This is a genomic window from Pedococcus sp. P1_H8 (assembly GCF_056405175.1).
On record NZ_JBFUCP010000143.1, the window covers coordinates 1 to 509 of the forward strand.

Consider the following 509-nt stretch of genomic DNA (forward strand, 5'->3'; position numbering starts at 1 on the left):
CTCGAGGAGACCGCGGCCAAGGCGCGAGCCCACGGAGTCGAGGTGCGCACCCTCGCCGTCGACCTGCTGGCGGCGGATGCCGTCGAACGGATTCGGGAGACCACCGCGGATCTCGACGTGGGACTGCTGATCTTCAACGCCGGTGCCAACACCTACGGYCACGAGTTCGTCACCGGCGACCTCGACGCCTGCCGAAAGGTCCTCACGCTCAACATCGACCGCCAACTGGAGCTCTCCCAGGTCTTCGGCGCACCGATGCGCGAACGCGGCCGCGGCGGCATCATCCTGCTCGGCTCGCTGGCCGGTTTCGTCGGCGCCGAACACGTGAGCATCTACGCGGCGGCAAAGGCATTCAGCCGCGTCTTCGCCGAGGGACTCTGGCTCGAGATGGCCGAGCACGGCGTCGACGTTCTCGGGCTCGTCCTCGGCGTCACCCGGACGCCCGCCATGGAACGAGCCGGCCTCGATTTCGATCTGCCCGGCCTCAACGCATCGGACCCCTATGCGGT

1 protein-coding gene is annotated in these 509 nt (G+C 68.3%); it reads left to right on the forward strand.

The genetic code is table 11. From position 1 onward, the window contains the following. Nucleotides 1-42: 42 nt before the first annotated feature. The coding region (locus AC1DYG_RS19285) for an SDR family NAD(P)-dependent oxidoreductase (protein WP_477641469.1) at nt 43-509 on the forward strand (467 nt) is incomplete at its 3' end.